The sequence below is a fragment of the Amycolatopsis sp. NPDC051758 genome, from assembly GCF_044453095.1.
Classification (GTDB): Bacteria; Actinomycetota; Actinomycetes; order Mycobacteriales; family Pseudonocardiaceae; genus Amycolatopsis.
In genome coordinates this window covers 71,252-89,029 of the sequence record NZ_JBITCJ010000002.1, presented here as the reverse complement: position 1 = coordinate 89,029, position 17,778 = coordinate 71,252, and the positions used below count along the sequence as shown (strand labels likewise).

Here is a 17,778-nt window from a genome sequence, read left to right as displayed (position 1 = left end):
CTCCTTCAGACGGGCTGGGCGTCGGGGTAGCTGACCGAGCCGAGCGGGTAGACGTGCCCGCCGGCGCGCGAGTGCTCCGACCGGCCGTCCCCGGTGAGGCCGAGGAACACGCCGGTGGTGCGCAGGGCGTACCCGAGGTCGTGCAGCCACACGCTGGCCACCGCGATCCGGAACTCCCGGAAGCAGAAGAGGTAAAGCCCGTCCTGGAACTTCCACACCGTCGACAGGTCCATGTCGCCGTGGCCGCGCTGGACGCCTTCCAGGCACTGCCAGGCGTAGCGCTCCGAGGAGAGGTAGACGTGCTCGTAGAGGTGGTCGAGGCTGTAGCGGTAGACGTTGCGCTTGCCGATCAGGTCGCGCGACGGCCCCGGCACGTCGCCGGACGGCGTTCCACCGTCGGTGACCCCGGCGGAAAAGCGCTGGGAGACCCGGGGAACACCCTCGGCGCCGATCACCGAACGGACGGCGAGCGCGCGGTGCGTCGCCGTCGAGTGGACGACGGTCAGCGCTTCGCCGTCGACGCTGGTGAACGGCAGGTTCACGAAGAAGACGTCGTCGCGCACGGCGACCGCGTCGTACGGATCCTCGACGCCGTTGCAGACGACGTGTTCGGCGTCCTTGAAACTCAGCGCGAGGACTTCACCGTCGTCGAGGGTGATCGTGACTTCATGACCGGAGAGGTCGGCGTTCGGCAGGCGGTAGGTGGCGATCCCGGCGGCGAACTCGTCGTAGGTGCGCCAGCCGTCGGTGGGGGCTTCGGGCATGGCCCCATCGTCGGGTCGGGCCGCCCGCCCGGCGAGTGGTCACGCGCTGGATGGCAAGAACCCGTCGCGGACGGTCAACTCCCGGCGCAGCTCGCTCGGCGCGCGCCCGAAGGCGCTCTTGAAGACCCGGCTGAAGTGCGCGGCGTCGACGAACCCCCAGCGCGCGGCGATGGCCGCGACCGGGCGGCCGGCGTACACCGGGTCGAGCAGGTCGCGGCGGCAGTGCTCGAGCCGGCGCGTGCGGATCCAGCCCGAGACGGTGGTGCCCTGCTCCTGGAACAGCCCGTGCAGGTGCCGGGTGGAGATGAAGTGCTCGGCGGCGATCCGCGCCGGGTTGAGGTCGGCGGAGTGCAGGTTCGCGTCGATGTGCGCGCGGATCCGGCGCATCAGCTCGTGGTGCGGGTCGGCGCCGGAGTGCGCCAGGTCGAGCTCGGTCGCGACGAGCGTGGCGAGCAGGTCGATCGCGCTGTGCGCCAGCCGGGCGCCCGCCGGGCCGGCCAGCTGCTCGAGGTTCCCGCCGAGCTGGGCGAGGAACGGCACGACGACGTTGCCGACCCCCTCCTTGCCGGACATGCGCACCGCGGTCAGCTGCCCGACAAGCTCGGCGGGCAGGTCGATCAGCCGTTGCGGGAACATCACCACGAGCGTGCGGAAGTCCTCTTCGAACACCAGCGAGTACGGCCGGTGCGTGTCGTAGAGGGCGACGTCGCCGGGGCGCAGCACGGCTTGGCGGCCGTCCTGCACCAGCAGGCTGGTGCCGGCGAGGACCAGGCTCAGCTTGTAGTAGCGCCGTTCGGCGCGCGCGATCAGCTCGGGTGTCCGCTCGACGACGTGGGGGGACGCGGTCACCTCGGAGACCTGGACCTCGTCGGCGGCGGACGAGCGGATCCGGCCGCGGAAGCCGTCGCCGCCCGCGGTGACGTGCAGCGGGACGAACGACCGCGAAACCGCGGTGCGGAAGTCGGTGAAGTCGCGGGCGATCAAGGTGGTGGGGGCGGACACGGGGTCACCTCGCAGCGTCGAGAGGAGAGCAGTGTCGTATACGATAAGCGATACGATCTTCCGCGACAATGCTCGTGAGCACCCCGAAGTAGGATTCCCGGCGGGAGGGGCGGGGATGGAAACCTTCGGGACACGGCTGCGCCGGCTTCGGCGCGCGGCCGGGCTGACCCAGGAAACGCTGGCCGAAAAGTCAGGGCTCAGCGCGCAAGCCGTCGGCGCGCTCGAACGCGGTGACCGGCGGTTCCCGCACCGCGACACCCTCGATCGGCTCTCCGACGCCCTCGGCCTCACCGGCGACGACCGGTCCGCGTTCACCACCGCGGCCGCCCGGCCCGGGACCCCGGCGGGCGCGGGCGTCGTCCCGCGGGAGCTGCCCGGCGGCATTGCCGTGTTCACCGGCCGGGACGCCGAACTGGAGCGCCTGCTCGGGTTCTTCGCCGAACCGCGCCAAGGCGTCGTGGTCGCCATCGCCGGAATGGCCGGGATCGGCAAGACCGCGCTGGCGCTGGAGGCGGGTCACCGCCTCGCCCGGCGCTTCCCCGGCGGATCGCTGCACCTGGACCTGCGCGGGCACGCGGCCGACCCGCCGGACCCCCTCGACCTGCTCGACCGGCTGATCCGGGAGCTCGGCGGGGAGCCGCCGACGCCGTTGACGCTCGAAGCCGCGTCGGCGCGCTTCCGCACGCTGCTCGCCGGGAAGCGCGTGCTCCTGGTGCTCGACAACGCGCGCGACGCCGCGCACGTCGCGCCGCTGCTGCCCGGGGCCGGCGGCTCGGCGGCGATCGTGACCAGCCGCGCCGCGCTGCCGGACCTGCCGCAGGCGCACCAGGTGCTGCTGGACGTGCTGCCCGAGCCGGACGCGCTGCGCCTGCTGGCGGCGGAGATCGGCGCGGAGCGGGTCGCCGCCGAGCCCGCCGCCGCGCGGGCGGTGGTACGCCTGTGCGGATACCTGCCCCTGGCGCTGCACCTGGCCGGCGCGCGGCTGGCCACCCGTCCGAACTGGCCGGTCGCGCACCTCGCGCACCGGCTCGACGACGAACGACGGCGTCTTGACGAAACGGGTGTCCGGACCAGCTTCGGTCTTGCCTTCGGCGCGCTGGACCCCGCTTCGGCCCGCGCGTACCCGTTGCTGTCCCTGCTCGACGTCCCGGAACTCTCGGTGGCGGTCGCGAGCCGGCTGCTCGACGCGCCGGAACGCGAGACCGAGGAATTGCTGGAGCGGCTCACCGACTGCCACCTCCTGACCACACCCGCGCCCGGCTGGTACCGGCTGCACGACCTGCTCCGGCTCTACGCGCGGGAGCACGCCGAGCGGCTGACCGCGGGCGAACGCGCCGCGGCGATCACCCGGGTCGTCGAGCTCTGCGCGGCGGTGGCGTGGCAGAGCATGGCGCTGGTCTCGGCGGCTTCGCACCGCCACGACTGGGCGGCCGGGCGCTGGGCGGCTCCCGAACCGGCGTCCGCCGAAGAGGTGTTCGGCTGGCTCGACCGGCACCAGGCGCACCTCGTCACCGTGGTGCGGCAGGCCGCGGCCACCCCGGGCGTGCCGTCCGAAACGATCGCCGCGGTCGGGCTCGGCCTGTACGAGTACCACCGGGCGCGGGCCCGGTGGCGTGACGCGATCCAGGTCGACGAAGTGGCGCTGGAGCTGGTCGACGGCGTCGACGCGGTGGCGGCCGCGACCCTGCGCAACGATCTCGGTGTCGCCGAAGCCGAGCTCGCCCACGGCGGCGAAGCGGCCGACTTCCAGCGGTCGCACGCCCACCTGCGGCGGAGCCTCGCGGACTGGGAGGCGATCGGCGACCAGCGTCAGCTCGCCGGCGCGCTCAACAACCTCTGCTTCGTGTTCGGCCTCGGCGACGACGTCGAGGCGGCCATCGAGTTCGGCGAGCGCAGCCTGGCGCTCAACCGGTCGCTCGGCCTGCGGCACGTCGAGACGCTGAACCTGGTCAACCTCGGTCTGCTGTACGGCCGCCAGGGTGACCGCGGTCGCGAGCTGGCGTACGCCGCCGAAGCCGTGGCGGTCGGTGAGGACACCGGTGACCTGCGGGGGATGGCCTACGGCCGGATGCGGATCGGCGTTGTGCACCGCGAGGAGGGCCGGTACGACTCCGCGGTTGCGGAGCTGAGCCGCAGTGTGGAGCTCTGGCGCGAAGCCGGGGTCCGGCTGTACGAGGCGCTGACGCTCGCCGAGCTGGGCCGCGCCCACCTGGGCCGGGACGAGCGCGACCGGGCGCGGGAGGTCCTCACGGCCGCTCTGGAGCTGCTGCGGGAGTTCGGTGGTGAGGCGCACGTGGCAGAGGTCCGAGCGGAGCTGGAAGCGTTGTGACGACGGCGAAGCCGGCGGTCAGGTAGGGCCGCGGCCGGTGGGTGGCGCCGCAGGTGACCTTGCCGGTGTGCGCCGCGCAGGTGACGACCACCGTGTCGCGGACCCGCTGCACCAGGATCAGCCGCGGGGCGAGTTCCGCCGCGGTCGCCGGCGTGGGCACCCCGGTCAGGACGGTGGCCGCGAGCAGCGCGGCGGGAAGCATCCTCCAGGCGGTGGTCACCGGTGCCTTTCTCGTCCGGGAGCTGCGGCACGCCGATCTTCGCGGCGGGCCGCCGGACGCGACAGCGACAACCTCTACGAACGACCTCTACAACTCCGGTTTCACGCGACCGAGCCGGCGTCTTCGGCTAGGCCCCGCAGCAGGGCCGCGAGGCCGTCCGGGGCGCGGCCGTGCAGGCGGGCGCTGGTGACCACCGGCGCGCCCGACTCGTAACAGCGGTGGAACCCGGCCTGCCCGAGCCGGCGCCACAGGTCGTGGTCCTCGCCGGTCGCCCGCGGGCCGAACCCGCCGACCACGTCGAACGCGTCCGCGCGCACCCCCAGGTTCGCGCCGTACACCGAGCCGTGGCCTTCCGACGTCCGCGCGCGGTCGAGCACGTGCTCGTACCGCAAAAGCGTCGGGGCCGACGCGCTGAACGGCGCCGACAGCTCGGCCGTCCCCGCGATCGCGTGGTAACCCTGCCGCGCCCGGGCCAGGTGCGCCCGCGCCCAGCCCGGCGTGACGCGGGTGTCGGCGTCCGTGCTCAGCAGCAGCGTCCGCGCGGCCGGCGTGCCGAGCGACGACCGCACCCGCGCGACCCCGAGGTCGCGGACCTCGCCGATGGTCCGCGCCGACTCGTTCACGGCCACCATCCCGCGGAGGGGGCCGAACGCCGCGCGGGCCACGGCCGCCGTCGGGTCACCGCAGCGGTCGGCGACCACGCAGACCGCGTGCGTGATCCCGCCCGGCAATCGCCGCAGCGCCTCGCCGATCGCCCGCAGGCACGCGCCGACGAGCTCCGCTTCGTCCCGCGCGGGGACGACCACCCCGACCGCCGTGATCACCGGCGCCTCAGCACGTGCAGCAGGAACTGCTCGTCGGTGTGCTCGACCAGCGGCTCGAGCGCCGGGTGGGCGAGCAGCCGGGCATGGGCGTCCCGGCCGTCACGCGGCGCTTCCGGCGCCCACGGCAGCCAGTGCACGGCGAGCAGGTGCCCGCCCGGGCGCAAGGCCGCCACCGACGCCTCGATCGTCTCCTCGAGGGCGCGGTCGTCCAGGTAGTACAGCAGTTCGCCGTACACCAGCAGATCGACCGGCCCGGCCGGCAGCCCACCGGGCACCGCTCCGCTGTGGACGTCCACATGGGACAGACCGGCGACGGCGGCGCGGGTGCGTTCGGCTGCCGCGGGCACCGGGTCGAAGGCGACCAGGTGCCCGGCCCGGGCGGCGAGGTCGCGGGTGAGCGCGCCGACGCCACAGCCCGGCTCGACGACCTCGGCGTAGTGCTCGTCGGGCAGGCAGGCCAGCACCATCGCGCGCTTGCGCCGCTCGTACCACTTCGTGCCCACCGACCACGGGTCTTCGGCGCCGGCGTACAGCTCGGCGAACCGGCTCACCGGCGCCGACGTGCGCGGCGGCTCGCGGAAGAACACCTCGGTGTCGCGGGAGAAGTGGGCCAGGACTTCGTCCGGCAGGATCGGCGCCTCGCCGCGGGGGCCGGGCTTGAGCTGTGAGGTGAAGGTCGCGATCGCGGCGGCTTTGGCGGCGCGCTCTGCCGTCGTGAGCTGCAGGGACCGCGCCCGGGCCCACGGGATCGCCGGATCGTCGGGACGCAGCCAGTGCCAGAGCCAGATCGGGTACGACCAGCACTGGGCCGGCACCGGCGCCGCGGCCAGGGCGGCCCGGGCGGCGGCCTGGTGGTCGGGGTGCGGGTCGTCCGGCCACGGCATGAGACACAGGTCGTGCCCGGCGGCGCGCTCGCGCAAGGCTTCGGTGAGGTCGCCGACGTGCGAGGTGAGCCCCGAGTCCGGCAGCCCGAGCCACACCGGCTCGACGTCGGAAAGTCCTTGGGCCCGCAGGGAATCCCGCAGTTCACGGCGGCGCGTCTTGGCCAGCGCCTGCCGTTCCGCGGCATCGGCGGCCGGGAACGCCGCTTCGCCGTCGGTCGCCACCACGAGCGTCACCGCGGTGCCGGCGGTGTGCAGGTGCTGCAGGAGCCCGCTCGCGCCGAGCGTCTCGTCGTCCGGGTGCGCGGCGACGACGAGCGCGTTCTCGAACGGCTCCTCCGGCCAGCCTGCCAAGGTGGGCCGCGCCGTCCAGTCGGCTTCGGGGACGAACGCGGTCATGCCGGGCCCAGGACGGTGCGGCCGAGGGCGGCGAGGTCACGTTCGGCGTGGTGTTGCCGCACGTACACCGGCAGGTCGGCGATCCGCTGGGCGAAGCGCCGGTCGCGGCACGCCGGGGTCGGCCCGGTCACCTTCAGCGCCCGTTCCAGCACCTCGACGGCGGTGCGTTCCGCCGCGGCCCGGCAGGTCCCCGCGAGCAGCGCGTCCACCTCGCTTTCGGCGGCCTGCGCCAGCACGGCTTCGGCGGTGCTGAGCGCCGTATGCATGGCGCCGACGTGGGCCAGCTGATGCTCGTCCGCTGCGCCGCGATCACGCAGGTACGCGAGGACGCCGTCGAAGACACCCGCGGCGCCGCCGAGCCAGACGGCCGCGACACCGGCGCCGCCGAGGGCGAACCCCGGCCGCGCCACGTACCAGCCGGGCGGCCCGACGAGCGTGTCCACCGGCACGCGGTCGAACACGACGTCACCGCTGTCGGAGGCGTCCATCCCGACGGCCTGCCACGCGTCCGGGTGGCGGCCGACACGGGGATCGGCCAGGTCGACCTCGACCAGCCGGTCGCCCGCGGCGACCAGGGCGCGTTCGAGCAGGGACAGCCCCGAGCAGAACCGGACGGTGCCGGTCAGCGTGCCGTCGTCCAGGGCCGCGCCGGTGCCGCCGGACTTCGCCGCCCAGACGCCGTACAGCGCACCCGGGACGGGGGAGCGGCCCGCTTCGGCGAGGATCGCGACGGCGTCGGTGTGTCCCTCGGCGAGCCGGGCCAGCGTCAGGTCGCGCCGGCCGAACGCGGCCAGCGCCGCCCAGCGGGCCGCCGTCCGCCCCTCGCCGGGCCGGGGCAGGTCGAGCTCGCCCGCGGCGTGGAGCGAGCGCAGTTCCGCGCCGACCGTCGCGGCGGTCCGGGGCGAGGGCAGGGGCTTCGGCGGGGTTTCCGCCAGCAGTGCGTTCACAAGATCGACGGTTACCCGGTTTGCCGCGGGTTACGCGGGCGTGTGAACGCTTTCCCGGCCGGGCATCCTCGGGACATGACACGAACCCGCGCCTACCGCGACGGTGTGCTGCAGAAGGAAGACTTCCCGGTCGAGGAGGTTTCCGACTTCCTGGCCGAACCGGACACCGCGGTGTGGGTGGACCTCTGTGCACCGTCCGAAGCGGACCTGGCCGAGCTCGCCGGTGAACTCGGCCTGCACCGGCTCGCCGTCGAGGACGCCGTCCAGGAACACCAGCGGCCCAAGCTCGACCGGTACGACGGGCACGCGTTCCTGACCGCCTACGCCGTCCGCTTCGAGGCCGGCAGCGGGCGAACCACGACCTACGAGCTGGCCGCGTTCGTCACGCCGGCGGCGCTGGTGACGGTGCGCAAGGACGACGGCTTCGACATCGAAGCGGTCGTGAACCGGTGGGACCAGGCGCCCGACCTGGCGAAAGCGGGGGTGCCCTTCCTGGTGCACGGCCTGCTCGACTTCGTCGTCGACGGGCACTTCGAGGCCGTGCAGCAGCTCGACGAGGAGGTCGAGGGCCTGGAGGACCTCGTGTTCGACGACCGCCCGGACCAGTCCGAGCTGCAGCGCCGCTCGTTCCGGCTGCGCAAGAGCCTGACCGCGCTGCGCCGGGTGGTGCTGCCGATGCGCGAGGTGGTCAGTTCGCTGATGCGGCCGGACCTCCGGCTGGCCGACGAGCTGACCCGCCCGTACTTCGAGGACGTCCACGACCACGCCCGGCAGGCCGCGGAGCAGACCGAGGCGCTGCGCGAGCTGATCGCGACGGTCCGGGAGACGCAGCTGAACCTGCAGAGCAACCGGCTGAACCTGGTCATGAAGAAGGTCACCGGGTGGGCCGCGGTGATCGCGGTGCCCACCGCGGTGACCGGTTCTACGGCCAGAACGTGCCGTACCCGGGTAATGGCGCGGAGAGCGGGTTCTGGGCGTCGACGATCGCGGTGCTGGTGCTTTCGGTGGGCCTGTACGCGCTGTTCAAGAAGAAGGACTGGCTGTGAGCCGGTCTCGGCGAACCGGGCTCAGTCCCCGGGCACCGGCTCGCCCCGCCGGATGAGGTCCTGGCCCCGCTCGTAGTCTTCGTCGGCTTCGTGGGTGAGGACGCCGACCGTCTTGCCGTCGCGTTCGTACCAGATCGTGAAGCCGCCGTCGCCGCGCGGCCGGGGGCGGGCGTGGTCAAAACCGTCACCCCAGGCCGCGTACTTGAGGACGCGGTCGCCGATCACCGACCAGAAGCCGGGCACCGCGTCCCACGACGCGTCCTCACCCGCCGCCGTCCGGCCCGCCACCTCGCCCATCGCGAGCCCCTCGCCCCAGTGCTCGACCGCCAGCGCGCGGCCCGCCGCCGGGTTGTGGGCGAAGGCGACGTCGCCGGCCGCCAGCACGTTCGGCGCGCTCGTGCGCAGGTGCTCGTCGACCCGGATGCGGCCCTGTTCGATCGTGAGGCCGGCGGCTTCGGCGAGGTCGATCCGCGGCCGGACACCGGTGGCCAGCACGACCAGCCCCGCGTCGAGGATCGGCACGAGGTCGGTCCGGATCCGGTAGCCGTTCTCGATCGATGCCAGCTTCGTGCTGCGCAGCACGCTCACACCCTCGGACTTGAGCCAGCGCAAGAGGAATTCCCCCGCTTCGGGGCCGAGGCGCTTTTCCTGCGGGACGTCTTCCGGGCACACGATCGTCACCTGCACCCCGAGGCGGGACAGCGAGACCGCGGCCTCGCAGCCGATGAACCCCGCGCCCACGATGATCGCGCTCCGCACCCCTGACGCGGTCTCGCGCAGTTCACGGGCGTCGGCGGCCGACCGCAGGACGCGCACGTCCGGGTGATCGGCGCCCGGGATGCCGGGCCGGACCGGTTCGGCGCCGGTGGCGAGCACACACTTGGTGAACCGGTGCTCAGCCCCCGCCGCCGTGCGGACCCGGTCGGCGCCCAGCTCCACCACCGGGTCGCCGAGGGTGACGGTGACGTCGTGCTCCTTGAGGAAATCCTCGTCCAGCAGCGAAAGTCCGGCTTCGCCGCGCAGGAACTCCTTCGACAGCGGTGGGCGTTCGTAAGGCGGGTCGGCGTCCGCGGTGAGCAGGCGGACCGGGCCCGTGCCACCCGCTTCCCGGTAGGCGCGGGCGGCGGCCACGCCGGCCGGCCCGCTGCCGACGACGACCAGGTTCTCGGCATCCATGCCGAGGGCGTACCCGCTCGGCGCGCTCCGCACACCTCGGCCCCTCGTTTTCCACAATGGAGTGTCCATTGTGGACGTAGCACGAAGGGCGGCGGGACGGGTGTCGTACCGCCGTTCAGCCGAACGGGTCAATGCGGCCGGATGGCCTGGGAGGGAAGGAAAGGCTTGCGAGCACCGCCTGGAGGAACGCACGTCGACACGGGCGCGGCTGGTTGCTCAACCGTTGCCGCTCAGCATAGTGCAGCTGCACTATGCTGAATCATCCGGTGTGCACACCGGGATGGCGCGCGGGGCGCCGACAACCGAAGAGACAGGTGGCGGATGGGTGGGGCAATGGTCGACGGCGTGCGCCCGGGGGCGGACGCTTCGGGCGTCGGCGAGGCGGGGGAGCAGGAGCTGCGCCGGTTGCTGGCCGGCCTGACCGCGGTGCGCGACGGCGACTTCGGCATCCGGCTGCCGGGCGGGGCCGACGGCCTGCTCGGCGAGATCGCCACCGTGTTCAACGGCATGGCCGACCAGCTGTCGCTGTTCACCTCCGAGGTCACCCGCGTCGCGCGCGAGGTCGGCAGCGAGGGCCAGCTCGGCGGTCAGGCGAAGGTCCCCGGCGTGTCCGGCACCTGGAAGGACCTCACCGACTCGGTCAACGCCATGGCCGGCAACCTCACCACCCAGGTCCGCGACATCGCGCAGGTGGCGACGGCGGTCGCGAAGGGTGACCTGTCGCAGAAGATCGACGTCGACGCCCGCGGCGAGATCCTGGAGCTGAAGGACACCGTCAACACGATGGTGGACCAGCTGTCGTCGTTCGCCGACGAGGTCACCCGCGTGGCCCGCGAGGTGGGCAGCGAAGGCCGCCTCGGCGGCCAGGCGCAGGTGCCCGGCGTCGGCGGCGTCTGGCGCGACCTCACCGACTCGGTGAACTTCATGGCCGGGAACCTGACCGACCAGGTCCGCAACGTCGCCCAGGTGACGACGGCGGTCGCGAAGGGTGACCTGTCGCAGAAGATCACCGTTGACGCCCGCGGTGAGATCCTCGAGCTCAAGAGCACGATCAACACGATGGTCGACCAGCTGTCCTCCTTCGCCGACGAAGTCACGAGAGTGGCGCGCGAGGTGGGCACCGAGGGCCGGCTGGGTGGCCAAGCCGACGTCAAGGGTGTCTCCGGCACCTGGCGCGACCTCACCGACTCGGTGAACTTCATGGCCGGCAACCTGACCGACCAGGTCCGCAACATCGCCCAGGTCGCCACCGCGGTGGCGAAGGGTGACCTGTCGCAGAAGATCAACGTGACCGCGCGCGGCGAAGTCCTGGAGCTCAAGGACACGCTGAACACGATGGTGGATCAGCTGTCCGCGTTCGCGGACGAGGTCACGAGAGTGGCCCGCGAGGTGGGCACCGAAGGACGGCTGGGCGGTCAGGCCGACGTCAAGGGTGTCTCCGGCACCTGGAAGGACCTCACCGAGTCGGTCAACGTCATGGCCGACAACCTCACCGCGCAGGTCCGGTCGATCGCCCAGGTCACCACCGCCGTCGCGCGCGGTGACCTCTCGCAGAAGATCCGGGTCGACGCCCGCGGTGAGATCCTCGAGCTGAAGGACACCATCAACACGATGGTGGACCAGCTGTCCGCGTTCGCGGACGAGGTCACCCGGGTGGCGCGCGAAGTGGGCACCGAGGGCAACCTGGGCGGCCAGGCGACCGTCCGCGGCGTGTCCGGGACCTGGAAGAACCTCACCGACAACGTCAACGTGATGGCGTCCAACCTGACCGGCCAGGTCCGCTCGATCGCGCAGGTCGCCACGGCCGTCGCGCGCGGTGACCTGTCGGGCAAGATCACCGTCGAGGCCAAGGGTGAGGTCGCGGCGCTGGCCGACGTGATCAACACGATGGTCGACACGCTGTCGGCGTTCGCGGACGAGGTCACCCGCGTGGCGCGCGAAGTGGGCACCGAAGGCATGCTCGGCGGCCAAGCGCGCGTCCCGAACGTCGCGGGCACCTGGAAGGACCTCACCGACAACGTCAACTCGATGGCGAACAACCTCACCGGGCAGGTCCGCAACATCGCCCAGGTGACCACCGCCGTCGCCCAAGGCGACCTGACCCGCAAGATCGACGTCGACGCCCGGGGCGAGATCCTCGAGCTCAAGACGACGATCAACACGATGGTCGACCAGCTCTCGGCGTTCGCCGCGGAGGTCACGCGCGTCGCGCGCGAAGTCGGCAGCGAAGGCCGCCTCGGCGGCCAGGCCGAGGTCGAAGGCGTGTCCGGCACCTGGAAGCGGCTCACCGAGAACGTCAACGAGCTGGCCGGGAACCTCACCCGGCAGGTCCGGGCGATCGCCGAGGTGACCAGCGCCGTCGCCGAAGGCGACCTGACGCGCTCGATCACCGTCGACGCCTCCGGTGAGGTCGCCGAGCTCAAGGACAACATCAACTCGATGGTCGAGTCGCTGCGCGAGACGACGCGGGCGAACCAGGAGCAGGACTGGCTCAAGTCGAACCTGGCCACCATCACCGGGCTGATGCAGGGCCGCCGCGACCTCGCCGTCGTCGCGGCCGCGGTGATGGACGAGCTCGTCCCGCTGGTCAACGCCCAGTTCGGCGCGTTCTACCTGGCCGACGACACCGCCGAGGTGCCGGAGCTGCGGCTCGTCGGCGCGTACGGCCACCCGGACGACGGTGACGGCCCGGCCGTCCGGTTCCGGATCGGCCAGTCGCTGGTCGGGCAGGCCGCGCGCAGCCGCCGCCCGATCGTGGTCGACGACGTCCCGCCCGGCTACGCCACGATCTCCTCCGCACTCGGGAGCACCGTGCCGGCCAGCCTGATCGTGCTGCCGATCGTGGTCGAGGACCAGGTGCTCGGCGTGCTCGAACTGGCGTCGGTGCACGGCTTCACCGCGGTGCACCGGGCGTTCCTCGAACTGCTGATGGAGCAGATCGGCGTCAACGTCAACAGCATCGTCGCCAACGCGCGCACCGACGAGCTGCTCGGCGAGTCGCAGCGGCTGACCGCGGAGCTGCAGGCCCGGTCGGAGGAGCTGCAGGCGCGCCAGGAGGAGCTCCAGTCGTCCAACGCCGAGCTGGAGGAGAAGGCGGCGCTGCTCGTCACGCAGAACCGCGACATCGAGACGAAGAACCTCGAGATCGAGCAGGCGCGCCAGGAGCTGGAGGCACGCGCCCAGCAGCTGACGCTGGCGTCGAAGTACAAGTCGGAGTTCCTGGCCAACATGAGCCACGAGCTGCGCACCCCGCTCAACAGCCTGCTGATCCTCGCCCAGCTGCTCGCGCAGAACCCGACCCGCAACCTCAGCGCGAAGCAGGTCGAGTACGCGGGCATCATCCACTCCGCCGGGTCGGACCTGCTGCAGCTGATCAACGACATCCTCGACCTGTCGAAGGTCGAGGCCGGGAAGATGGACGTCACTCCCGAGCAGGTGTCCCTGCGCGGCCTGCTGGACTACGTCGAGGCGACGTTCCGGCCGATGACCTCCCAGCGCAACCTCGACTTCCGGATCACCGTGGCGCCCGGCTCGCCGGTCGAGCTGCTGACCGACGATTCCCGGCTGCGGCAGGTGCTGCGCAACCTGCTGTCCAACGCGGTCAAGTTCACCGAGGTCGGCGGGATCGAGCTGCACATCGAGCCGGTGGACCCGGACCGGCTGCCCCGCCCGCTGCGCGCGCACGGGCCCGCCGTCGCGTTCCGGGTCACCGACACCGGCATCGGCATCGCCGAGCACCAGCTGGAGTCGATCTTCGGCGCGTTCCAGCAGGCCGACGGCACCACCAGCCGCAAGTACGGCGGCACCGGGCTCGGCCTGTCGATCAGCCGCGAGATCGCCCAGCTGCTCGGCGGGTTCATCACCGCCGAAAGCACCCCGGGCGAGGGCAGCACGTTCACCTTCTCGCTGCCGGTCGCGCGGCCGGACTTCGCCCCGCTGCCGGCGGGCGAGCGCCCCGGCACGGCCGTTTCGATCGGTGACCCGGGCACCGGGCTCGCGACGTCCGTCCCGCGCGCCCACCGGCGGCTGCTGGTCGTGGAGGAGCGCCCGCACGGGCTGCTGACGCTCGTCGCCGAGAGCGCCGCCGCGGACCTGGCCGACAGCCGGGACATCGGCATCTCACCGGCCGAGGTCCAGGTCGTCACCGCGGTCGGCACGCAGGAGGCCGCGGCCGCGCTCGCGACCGACGCCTACCACTGCGTGGTGCTGGACCTGGACCTGCCGGAGCGGGCCGCGTTCGGCTTCCTCGACGCGATGCAGGGTGACGCCGCGCTGCGGCTCGTGCCGGTGCTCGCGCACAACAGCCGCCGCCTCGACGGCGAGCTGGAGCAGCTGGTGCAGTCGCGGGCGGACGTCCAGTCGCTCGAGGTGCTGTCCGGGCTGGACGAGCTGCGCGAGCGGATCGCGCTGCACCTCTCGGCCGAGGAGCCCGGCGCGGTGCTGCCGCTGGTCCGCCCGGACGAGCCGCCCGCACCGGTGCGGGCGGCCGACGTCGACACGACGCTGTCCGGGCGCACCGTGCTGATCGTCGACGACGACCCGCGCAACGTCTACGCGCTCACCGGGATCCTGGAGCTGCACGGGATGCAGGTGCTGCACGCCGAGGACGGCCGCAAGGGTGTCGAGACGGTCGCGGCGCACCCGGGCATCGACCTGATCCTGATGGACGTGATGATGCCGGAGATGGACGGGTACACCGCGACCGCGAAGATCCGCGCGATGCCCGAGCACGCGGCGATCCCGATCGTCGCGGTGACGGCGAAGGCGATGCCGGGCGACCGGGAGAAGAGCCTCGCGTCGGGCGCCACCGACTACGTGACCAAGCCGGTCGACGCGGACGACCTGATCGCCCGCATCAAGCGGCACGTGACGGCGTGACCGCCGAAGAGGAGACCCTCCCGGTGCTGGCGCCACCCGCGGAGGTGTCGGCCAACCTCGCCCGGCTCGCCGACACCGTCGCGCGCCTGCGCGGCGAGGTCGACCACGCGCACGCCGTCGCCGACGGCCGCGCGCTGATCGAGCTCGCCAAGGGTGTGCTGATGGAACGCCTCCACTGCACGCCGGCCGATGCCGCGCGGCAGCTGGAAACCCTGGCCGAGCAGGCCGGGATGACACCGCTGGAGATCGCCGCGGACGTGGTCGGCGAGGCCGCCGAGGACCGCATCACCGAGGTCACCCAGGAGTTCCTGGCCCGCGCGGACGGCGAAGAGTCGGTCGCGGTGCGGCTGCGCACCGCGGAGAGCGGCGTGCTCGCGGCGGGCGACACCCAGCGCGTCGCGGAGTCGATCCTGGAGCACGCGCTGCGGCCGCTCGGCGCCACCGCGGTCGCGGTGTGGCTCGCCGGGCCGGACGGGTCGCTGACCCTGGCCGGGTCGGCCGGGTTCTCCGCCGAAGAAGCGGCACGCTGGCGTTATGTCCCGCCTGGCGTGGCGACGCCCGCCCGCAGCGCGCTGATCGAGCGTGACACCGTCTGGTACCCGACACTCGCGGCCGGCGAGCTGCCCTCGATCGGGCAGCACACGCTGTCCGGCGGCGGGCGCGTCGCGGTGCCCACCGGCACCGGCGGGCGGATCATCGGCGTGGTCGAGATGTGCTGGCCGGACCCGCTGCCCGCCGAACCCGGGCGGCAGCACCGGCAGCTGGACGCGCTGGCGGAGCTGTGCGCGCACACGCTCGACACCTGGGACGGCGTGATCGCGCCGGTCGCCGCCGACGGCTCGGGTGACTTCCTCGGCGAGCTGGTGGACTTCGTCGACGGCCTGCACGACCCGGCCGTGCTGCTGTCGCCGTGCCTCGACGGCGGCCGGCTGAGCGACTTCCGCATCCACCACGCCAACGTCCGGTTCGCCGACCCCGGTGGGCGGCCCCGCAGCCGGATCGTCGGCACCCGGCTGCTGGAGACCTATCCGCTCGCGGCCGAGGAGAGCGGCCTGCTCGACAAGGTCCGGCGGGTCTACGCCACCGGTGAGCCGTTCCGCGCCGACAGCATGGCGATCACCACCCTGGTCGACCAGGTGCCGCTGACCGTGCTCACCGACATCAGCGTCACCCGCTTCGCCGGCAACGTGCTGCTGATCCTGCGCATCCAGGACGACGCGGCGAAGCTCGCCGTGCTGCTGCAGCACGCGCAGCGGCTCGGCCGGATCGGCGGGTTCGAGGAGAACGTCGTCACCGGGGCGATCACCTGGAACACCGAGCTGTTCGCGCTCTACGGCCTGCCGCCGAACGCGGCGCCGCTTTCACTGCACGAACTGGCCGGGCACGCGCACTCCGACGACGCGCAGTCGATCGGCCGGTTCCTGCGCGCGGTGCTGCACCACCGGCGCCCGTCGTCGACGGCGTTCCGGCTGCAGCGCTCGGACGGCGTCGCGCGGCACATCCGCGTCGTCGCGGAGCCGGTCGTCGACGGCCGCGGGGAGCTGGTCGCGGTCCGCGGCGCCTACCAGGACGTCTCGTCGCAGCACTGGACCGAGGTCGCGCTGGCCGCGACGCGGGACAGGCTGGCCGAGACCGAGCAGCAGTCGATCGAGCGCAACCGGCTCGCGCTGCAGCTGCAGCACGCGATCATGCCGCCGGCCAAGGGCCCGATCGACATGCCGGGCCTGCGCGCCGCCGTCCGCTACCGGCCCGCGGAGAAGGAACACCTGGTGGGCGGCGACTGGTACGACGCGGTCGCGCTGCCGACCGGTGAGGTGCTGCTGTGCGTCGGGGACGTCGCCGGGCACGGCATCGACGCGGCGACCGGGATGGTGAGCCTGCGCAACGCGCTGCGCGGCCTCGCGGCGACCGGCGCCGGGCCCGCCCAGCTGCTCACCTGGCTCAACCTGGTGGCCTACCACCTCACCGACCACGTCACGGCGACCGCGGTCGCCGCCGTCTACGACCCGGCGACCCGGAAGCTGCGCTGGGCGCGGGCCGGGCACCTGCCGCCGATCGTGCGCCACACCGGCGGCGACGCGACGACGTTGCCGCTGATCCGCGGCTCCCTGCTCGGCGCGGTCCGTGACGTCGCCTACCACGAGGAAGAGGTCCAGCTCGACGAAGGCGACATCCTGCTGATCTACACCGACGGCCTGATCGAGCGCCGCGACCGGCCGGTGCAGGAGTCGGTGGCCCGGCTGGTGACGCTGGTGCAGGGCCACGGCGGCGGGCTCGAGCACCAGCTCGACACGCTGTTGACCTACAGCACGGCCGACACGGACGACGACACCTGCGTCGTCGGCATCGAGGTCACTTCGGCGAAGTGAGGCGGCGGGCGCCGGCCCCGTCGCCGTGGAAGACCGCCGCGAGGATCTCCGCACCCCGGACCACGCGCGGGCCGGGCCGGTTGAAGTACGCCGGGCCGTCGAGCACCCACACCCGCCCGGCGCGCACCGCGGGCAGGTCCGCCCAGCCCGGCCGGGTTTCGAGTGCCGCTGCTTCGGCGAGGGTGCGCTCGGGCGGGAAGCCGCAGGGGAGCAGGAGCAGCACGTCGGGCCGGGCTTCGACAACGGCGTCCCACTCGACCGGCCGGGTGTGTTCGCCGGGTTCGGCGAGCAGCGGTTCACCGCCGGCGAGGGTGATCTGCTCCGGTACCCAGTGGCCGGCGGGCCAGACGGGGTCGAGCCACTCCAGCGCGACGACCCGCGGTTTGGTGGTTTGCGGGCGGACGGCGTTCAGGCGTTTTCGGAGCGCGGCGATCTCGGCGTCGGCCCGGTCCGGGACCCCGAGCACGTCGCCGACCTGGCGGAGGCAGTCGAGCACACCGTCGAGCGTCGCGGGTTCGAGGCTGACGACCAGCGGGCCGCCGTCGAGGGTCCGGACGGCTTCGGAGACCCGGCGGTAGGAGACCGCGCAGACGTCGCACAGATCCTGGGTGAGGACGACGTCGGGCGCGAGTTCGGCGAGCCGGTCGCTGTCGAGGGCGTACAGCGAGGACCCGCCGTGCGCCGCGCCGCCGACGGCTTCGGAGATTTCGCGGCTGGACAAGGCATCGGGGTCGAACTCGGCCCGCGTCACCACCGGCACGTGCTCGATTTCCCCGGGCGGCCAGTCGCATTCGTGGGTCCGGCCGACCAGGTCGGGCAGCTTTCCGAGCACCGCGACGATGTCCGTCGCGGCGGGCAGCAGGGACACGATCCGCATCGCTTCACCGTAACCGGCCCGCCGTGTCGACCGCCCGAGCACGAGTGATGCCCCTTCAATCACGCA

10 protein-coding genes and 1 pseudogene are annotated in these 17,778 nt (G+C 73.0%); 4 read left to right on the top strand and 7 right to left on the bottom strand.

Annotation, left to right across the window (positions count from 1 at the left end):
- Nucleotides 1–5: 5 nt before the first annotated feature.
- Entirely contained in the window at nucleotides 6–764 is a 759-nt protein-coding gene (locus ACIA5G_RS09730; protein WP_395922094.1) for a MoaF C-terminal domain-containing protein, read from the bottom strand.
- Between the two features lie 39 nt (nucleotides 765–803).
- The gene (locus tag ACIA5G_RS09725) at nucleotides 804–1,766 is read right to left on the bottom strand and encodes a helix-turn-helix domain-containing protein (protein WP_395922093.1); all 963 of its coding nucleotides are present in this window, start codon (nucleotides 1,764–1,766) and stop codon (nucleotides 804–806) included.
- Nucleotides 1,767–1,881: 115 nt separating this feature from the next.
- Here ACIA5G_RS09725 and ACIA5G_RS09720 point away from each other — a divergent pair, with 115 nt between their 5' ends.
- Nucleotides 1,882–4,095: a helix-turn-helix domain-containing protein gene (locus ACIA5G_RS09720; protein WP_395922092.1), complete on the top strand. Its 2,214-nt coding sequence runs from the start codon at nucleotides 1,882–1,884 to the stop codon at nucleotides 4,093–4,095.
- A 321-nt stretch (nucleotides 4,096–4,416) separates the two neighbouring features.
- Here the strand turns inward: ACIA5G_RS09720 and ACIA5G_RS09715 are convergent, their stop codons facing one another.
- From ACIA5G_RS09715 to ACIA5G_RS09705, 3 genes are read right to left on the bottom strand one after another with little or no spacing between them, the layout of a single operon-like run.
- A complete protein-coding gene (locus ACIA5G_RS09715; RefSeq protein WP_395922091.1) occupies nucleotides 4,417–5,139 on the bottom strand; it encodes a glycosyltransferase in 723 nt (240 codons plus the stop codon).
- Nucleotides 5,136–6,419, bottom strand: a complete 1,284-nt coding sequence (locus ACIA5G_RS09710) for a bifunctional PIG-L family deacetylase/class I SAM-dependent methyltransferase (RefSeq protein WP_395922089.1) — start codon at nucleotides 6,417–6,419, stop codon at nucleotides 5,136–5,138. Before ACIA5G_RS09710 ends, ACIA5G_RS09715 begins: the two co-directional genes overlap by 4 nt.
- A complete protein-coding gene (locus tag ACIA5G_RS09705) occupies nucleotides 6,416–7,366 on the bottom strand; it encodes an acyl-CoA dehydrogenase family protein (RefSeq protein ID WP_395922088.1) in 951 nt (316 codons plus the stop codon). The genes ACIA5G_RS09710 and ACIA5G_RS09705 overlap by 4 nt, the downstream gene beginning before the upstream one ends.
- Nucleotides 7,367–7,441: 75 nt before the next feature.
- Between ACIA5G_RS09705 and ACIA5G_RS09700 the strand changes: the two are divergent.
- Nucleotides 7,442–8,412, top strand: a pseudogene (locus tag ACIA5G_RS09700) (magnesium transporter CorA family protein).
- 21 nt (nucleotides 8,413–8,433) lie between these two features.
- Here the strand turns inward: ACIA5G_RS09700 and ACIA5G_RS09695 are convergent.
- Complete coding sequence (locus ACIA5G_RS09695) at nucleotides 8,434–9,588, bottom strand: NAD(P)/FAD-dependent oxidoreductase (RefSeq protein ID WP_395922087.1); 1,155 nt, start codon at nucleotides 9,586–9,588, stop codon at nucleotides 8,434–8,436.
- Between the two features lie 333 nt (nucleotides 9,589–9,921).
- Between ACIA5G_RS09695 and ACIA5G_RS09690 the strand changes: the two genes are divergently transcribed.
- Together ACIA5G_RS09690 and ACIA5G_RS09685 are read left to right on the top strand one after the other, a co-directional pair.
- On the top strand, nucleotides 9,922–14,466 hold the full coding sequence (locus tag ACIA5G_RS09690; RefSeq protein ID WP_395923494.1) for a HAMP domain-containing protein: 4,545 nt from the start codon (nucleotides 9,922–9,924) through the stop codon (nucleotides 14,464–14,466).
- Complete coding sequence (locus ACIA5G_RS09685; RefSeq protein WP_395922086.1) at nucleotides 14,463–16,835, top strand: SpoIIE family protein phosphatase; 2,373 nt, start codon at nucleotides 14,463–14,465, stop codon at nucleotides 16,833–16,835. Before ACIA5G_RS09690 ends, ACIA5G_RS09685 begins: the two co-directional genes overlap by 4 nt.
- Here the strand turns inward: ACIA5G_RS09685 and ACIA5G_RS09680 are convergent.
- Entirely contained in the window at nucleotides 16,819–17,712 is an 894-nt protein-coding gene (locus ACIA5G_RS09680) for a cobalamin-binding protein (RefSeq protein ID WP_395922085.1), read from the bottom strand. The two genes, ACIA5G_RS09685 and ACIA5G_RS09680, sit on opposite strands and share 17 nt — an antisense overlap.
- Between the last annotated feature and the right edge of the window lie 66 nt (nucleotides 17,713–17,778).

Coding starts and splice junctions, on each gene's coding strand:
- ACIA5G_RS09730 (WP_395922094.1), bottom strand. CDS start 764: ATGCCCGAAGCCCCCACCGACGGCTGGCGCACCTACGACGAGTTCGCC.
- ACIA5G_RS09720 (WP_395922092.1), top strand. CDS start 1,882: ATGGAAACCTTCGGGACACGGCTGCGCCGGCTTCGGCGCGCGGCCGGG.
- ACIA5G_RS09710 (WP_395922089.1), bottom strand. CDS start 6,419: ATGACCGCGTTCGTCCCCGAAGCCGACTGGACGGCGCGGCCCACCTTG.
- ACIA5G_RS09695 (WP_395922087.1), bottom strand. CDS start 9,588: ATGGATGCCGAGAACCTGGTCGTCGTCGGCAGCGGGCCGGCCGGCGTG.
- ACIA5G_RS09690 (WP_395923494.1), top strand. CDS start 9,922: ATGGTCGACGGCGTGCGCCCGGGGGCGGACGCTTCGGGCGTCGGCGAG.
- ACIA5G_RS09680 (WP_395922085.1), bottom strand. CDS start 17,712: ATGCGGATCGTGTCCCTGCTGCCCGCCGCGACGGACATCGTCGCGGTG.